Source organism: Desulfomarina sp. (assembly GCF_054039375.1).
Window position 1 is genome coordinate 1 of sequence record NZ_JBPLBA010000066.1, and the last position, 5471, is coordinate 5471.

General features: G+C 45.2%; 6 protein-coding genes. 4 read left to right on the plus strand and 2 right to left on the minus strand.

Features of this window, described 5'->3' with window-relative positions; translation table 11 throughout:
* Positions 1-45 precede the first annotated feature (45 nt).
* From cooS to ACXLDX_RS03655, 4 genes are all read left to right on the plus strand, one after another.
* Positions 46-2010, plus strand: coding sequence for an anaerobic carbon-monoxide dehydrogenase catalytic subunit (cooS, locus tag ACXLDX_RS03640; RefSeq protein WP_457575836.1), 1965 nt, complete (start codon positions 46-48; stop codon positions 2008-2010).
* 143 nt (positions 2011-2153) lie between these two features.
* The gene (locus ACXLDX_RS03645) at positions 2154-2579 is read left to right on the plus strand and encodes a hypothetical protein (RefSeq protein ID WP_457575831.1); all 426 of its coding nucleotides are present in this window, start codon (positions 2154-2156) and stop codon (positions 2577-2579) included.
* Positions 2580-2592: 13 nt separating this feature from the next.
* Positions 2593-2790 carry a hypothetical protein gene (locus ACXLDX_RS03650; protein WP_457575832.1) on the plus strand — a complete coding sequence of 66 codons (198 nt, stop codon included), beginning with the start codon at positions 2593-2595 and terminating at the stop codon, positions 2788-2790.
* A gap of 6 nt (positions 2791-2796) precedes the next feature.
* Positions 2797-3399 carry a DUF3786 domain-containing protein gene (locus ACXLDX_RS03655; protein ID WP_457575833.1) on the plus strand — a complete coding sequence of 201 codons (603 nt, stop codon included), beginning with the start codon at positions 2797-2799 and terminating at the stop codon, positions 3397-3399.
* A 308-nt stretch (positions 3400-3707) separates the two neighbouring features.
* On the opposite strand, the gene ACXLDX_RS03660 is transcribed toward ACXLDX_RS03655, so the two are convergent.
* Positions 3708-4292: a 5-formyltetrahydrofolate cyclo-ligase gene (locus ACXLDX_RS03660; protein WP_457575834.1), complete on the minus strand. Its 585-nt coding sequence runs from the start codon at positions 4290-4292 to the stop codon at positions 3708-3710.
* Between the two features lie 33 nt (positions 4293-4325).
* Positions 4326-5471: radical SAM protein (locus ACXLDX_RS03665; RefSeq protein WP_457575835.1), on the minus strand; the 1146-nt coding region annotated here is incomplete at its 5' end.

A 5471-nucleotide genomic window follows, 5' to 3' on the forward strand; every position in this document is an offset into this window, starting at 1 on the left:
AATGGCAAATGGATAAACAGGATTCACCTTCTCAAGGGGGGAGTTATGGCAGCAAAACCGATAAAATTATTGAATGTTGAGGATCTTACCATCTGTGAAACTACCGCCGAAATGATAACGAAGGCGAGGGCGGATGGTGTTGAGCTGTTTTTTGACAGGGCTACTGCGATAAAACCCTGTCCGATTGGTGAACAATCGGCATGCTGTAAACATTGTTCCATGGGGCCATGTCGAATGAACACGAAAAGTCCTTATGACAGGGTCGGGGTTTGCGGGGCTATCATTGATACGATTGTTGCCAGAAATTTTGGCAGAATGGTGGCAGCCGGAACTGCCGCCCATACAGATCATGGAATGGCAATGCTTGAATTGTTCAGGGATGTGATAAATGGAAAGGTAAAGGATTTTTCGATCAAAGATCCCTTGAAACTGTTTGAAATAGCAGAATCATTAGACATTGTAACCGAAGGCAGGGAATTAAAGGATGTCGCTCTGGATCTGTACAGGGAGCTTGAAAGGACATATGTGCAGGTGGAGGGTGAACTTCCCATGATGAAGCGTGTCCCTGAAAAAACTCTAGAGCTGTGGAGAAAGGCAGGAATAGTACCCAGAGGTGCAATGCGTGAAATCATGGAAATGATGCATCGTACTGCCATGGGAGTAGATCAGGATTATGAAAACATAATAGTGCAGATTTCCAGAACTGCTCTTGTGGATGGATGGGGTGGGTCTATGGTTTCAACGGACATTTCAGATATTCTGTTTGGGACTCCTGCACCGCTTGAAATTGAAATTGATATGGGAGTGCTGAAAAAGGATAAGGTAAACATTATTGTTCATGGTCACGAACCGATTCTTCTGGAAGCAATGCTGCTTTCTGCAGCTGACCCGGAAATCAAGGAAATGGCAAAGGATGCCGGTGCGAAGGGAATTAATCTTGTCGGAATGTGTTGTTCAGGACTTGACGTCATGTCCCGCCATGGTCTGCCGCATGCTGGAAATTTTTCCAGTACTGAAGCGGTTCTGGTAACAGGTGCCATAGATGCCATGACTGTCGATATCCAATGTATCAAACAGGATCTCAAAAGAGTTGCCGATTTTTATGATACCCCGTTTATTACAACAAACTACAGGGCAAAAATCGAAGGAGCTCTTCATATTCCCCTGGATGAACAGAATCCTCTGGTCTGTACGGATGAAATCATCATAAAAGCTATTGCCAGGTTTCAGACAAGAAAGAAGCCCATTCAGATTCCAGCAAAGAAAACTACAGGTGTACACGGTTTTTCCTATGAGTATATTAATTATATGCTGGGAGGTTCATTCAGGGGCAGTTACACTCCTCTGAATGAGAACATTATCAATGGCAGGATTCGTGGTGTTGCCGGAGTAGTGGGATGCACCAATCCCAGATCAAAACACGATTACTCCCATGTGGAACTTGTGAAGGAGCTGATTAAAAATGATGTTCTGGTACTGCAGACAGGCTGTTCACAGATGGCTCTGGCCAAAGCGGGCCTGACAGGGCCGGATGCGGCTGCACTTGCGGGAGACGGTTTGGCGGAAGTATGCGAAACCGTAGGCATGCCACCGGTTCTTGGTCTGGGGGCCTGTGTGGATAACAGCAGAATACTTATTGCCGCTTCTGAAATGGTAAAAACCGGGGGGCTGGGAGAGAGCCTTGCAGATCTGCCTGCAGCAGGATGTGCTCCTGAGTGGATGAGTGAAAAGGCGATAGCAATCGGCCATTATTTTGTCGCCTCTGGTATTTATGTAGTTTTTGGACATACCCTGCCGGTGACAGGAGGAACCCGTTTTGAAAAACTCCTTTTTGAAGGACTTGAAGATCTTGGTTTTGGTAAATGGGCCGTAGCCGATGATCCGCTGGAAATGGCCAGGCTGATGATTGCTCATATAGATAAAAAACGCAGCCAGCTCGGGATTGATAAGGGGCGTGAACGGGTTCTGACTGATATGGCTGATCGAAGAAGTCTTGATTTGACTGCGTGATGGCGCTTTTGGTGGGAAAATCCATCGGCAGGCTTGAAAAATGTGTTTCAATCCCTACATTCTGATGATAAGGATTCCTATCAGTAAGGACATTCGGTTTTCAAGGAGGATGTCCTTACAACTATTTGATTGGAGTAATGAGAATGATCCTTTTTAATGGAAGGTACAGCTGGGACGGCACCAAGAAAACTGACAGGGAGCCTATTACCTGGTATCCTGGAGCTTATGACTTGAAGATTGTTGACAGAACCGGTGAAGGAGATGGAGATGAAGTTTCTCACCTGAAGCCTTATATCTGCATTTATGCAGGCACTGGAGAAGGGCAGTCCATCTCTGATAATCCTGAAAAATTTGTAAAACAGATCTGTTATGATTTTTCACTGCCCATGGAAAAAGTTTTATGGGTTGAGGATCTGGCTACCGAAAATGACAGGTACGTGGTAATTTCTTTCGAAGAGCGTGGTCGAATGGGAGACAGGGTTTTTTACAATGTAGAGAAAAGAAAACCTTTTCCCGGTGAGATGAGACTGTTGTTGAGGGAATTGTCACAATTTAAAGAAACGGTCTGAAGAAAACAGTACGATGAGTGATACCGAAAAAATCAGAAAAAGACTCGCTGAACTGGAAAAAGAGATCGAGGAAACGAAAAAACGTTTGCCGGCCCATTCGGTAAAACCGCCGGTCATGATGGATCTGCTCGCTCTTGAAGATGAACGGGATGAATTGCTCACTTCCCTTCAGGGCATCGCGGGCGAACGTTTGCGGGTTCAGGTAAAATAAACTAATATGAAACTGTCACCTGTCTTTGCAGAGACATGTCATCATTATATTGAGATGATAGGGCAAATTGATTTCCTGTTAAAAGCCGATGCCCTGGGAGTTGAAAAAGCAGGAAACGGTCTTCTTGTTCCGCTCTATAATACCACTTACCTCGTTTCGGCTGGAGGGGTGGAGTCTGAAAAGGGCGGGGAGATAACTCCGGCGGTTCAGGTGATGCTCTGCAAGTATATTCTTACCTATTCACCTGACAGTCCCCCTGTGGAAGATAGACTTGTGACCTATAGGGAGTTCAGGGATGCCGGTCCCCTCATTTCATATTTCACTTCCAACACCAACAAGACACTTGAATCGGCCTTTTCAGGAAACTTGCAGCTCCTGCAGAAAAAGGCTGAAGCAATTGGTGGGGAAGTTCAGATTTCAGAGACATATGATCTTTCTTTAAGATTTTTTGCTTTTCCCAGAATACCGGTTATTATAAACTTTAATGACAGGGATGATATTTTTCCTGCCCAGAGTTCTATTCTTTACCGGTCAACGGCCGTCCGTTACCTTGACATGGAGTGTCTTGCGATGACGGGAACACTGCTGGCAGGTAAATTGATTTCCTGATTACCCATGAAACTCAGCTAGATTGGAGAACAACTATGACGGATCAACATTGCCCTGGATTTGAAAGTAATAAAACATTGAGTGAGATTACTCTGAAATGTCCGGAATGCAACAAGAAGTGGGAAATTTTTTCTGATGAGGCAGAAAAACCTGCCAAATGTCCTTCGTGTGGTGCTTCTGTTGATCCTAAAACGGCGGCTGTATAGAAAGAGTAATACAAACAAGTTGAAAGTTGATTTGATGAGCCCGGTCGGTCAGCCCGGTCCGGCAGATGCTCCGGCGAATGCTTTGCCGGAGCATTAAGTCTGTTATAGTTTCCGCCCTGCGATGATTCTTTTTTCCGTGATGATAAGATCCAGCAGTTCGTCATGGGGTTGCAGAGGTGCTTTCTCAACAATCTGCAGCTCGAAGGCGAGTCCGACTCTCAGGCTTTTCGGGATTGCTGAGACAAATCTGTCGTAAAATCCTCCTCCGTAACCGAATCTTCCTCCCCGTTCATCAAAGACGGAACCGGGAAGAATGATAACTTCAATTTCTGCTGGATTGACCTTGTTTGTCCGGCATAATGGTTCCGGTGGCTCAGGGATGTCGCAATAGCCGGGGACAAGATCTTCTTCCAGGTTTTTGATACGGATGGCATCTAGCCGCTTTTCTTCTGTTCTGGTGATGGGAACTGTAACGGTTTTTCCCGCCGCAAGAAGATCATTGATCAGTTCACTGGTTGCCACCTCACTGCGAAAGCTCACATAAACAAAAAACGTGTTTCTGGACATGATCCGTTCATTGTTCAACACCGTTTTCCTTATTGCGTCACTTTTTTTCAGGAGTTCTTTCTTCGGGAGATTGTTTCGGGTTGCAAGAATGGTTTTGCGGAGTTGTGATGGGTCAGTCATTGGAACCTCCTGTGAATGAATAAAAAGTTTGTTTTACAGTCGCTGAATAATATAGAGATAAGTCGGTAATCTGCTCAAGGTTTTCAGCCTGTTGAAGGCAAAAAGATGTTTTCTGGCCGGACTGTCAAATTTCAGGGGAGAGAGATAGATCGCCCCTTTTGGCTTAACATGTTTCTGGCTGTCACGGATAAGCTCAAGCATGCTGGTATAATGATTTTCCGGCAGATTTTCATCAAAAATGAAATTGGTCGTGATTTCAAGGTGTAAAAAGCGTTCGTTGATATCCTGGATAAGGTGAAAAGCCTCTCTGACCTGTTTTGCCTGGAGGGGTTTGCCGATCCGATCCAGGGTTTCCTGGTCGCATGATTCTAACCCGATATTGATATATTTCATTCCTGGGAGTCTGTCCAGTTTCCTGAGATCGGATTCCGTACAGTTTTGCAGGGATGTAACAGAGCCAAAGAGAAAAACGGAGGTTTCTTTAATATAAGAATCGCCAAAATGAAATGTCTCGTATGCTTTCTTGATCGAACGGCGAAGCAGCGGTGGACTGGTTTGCAGACCATCATGTTCGCCCAGAAAAAGAGCATTGTAGTTTTTAATATTTATGCCATACAATTTTCTTAGCCGCATCAGTTGAGTATTTATACTCTCTTCCGATTCTTCTGTGAAAGGGATATTGTTTTTTATTTTACAGAATCGGCATTTGTAGAGACATCCCCTGGAGATTGCGAGGGGAACCAGGTTATAGTCGACATGTCTTGCGTCGGGGGGCAGAACACTGATCCTGTTTCCGATGATGGAAAAAAACTGAGATGCTTTTTCTGCCAGCACTTCGGGGCTGTTTGCGACAGCCAGTTGAAAAAATTTATCGATTTCTTCAGGACAACCTCTTATGTTTTCATAGGTTTGTACCAGCATCTCATGCCAGTGACCGACAAGATGACTAACCTCTTTTCTCGCAAAAGGCCTGCCCCCTAGAAGGTTGTTGGTGGGGTACTGCAGGTTGGGTAGATAGTATTCCCCCGTTGCCTCGAATACTCCTGTATATCCGCCGGTTGAGTAGTAGACCCAGTCATTGCCGTCTGTTCTTTTCAACCACTCGTGGGGATGCACCCAGTCCCTGCTTTTCAGGCGGGCACGAATGATTTCTCCATTCAGGTTAAAATGGAAAACAAA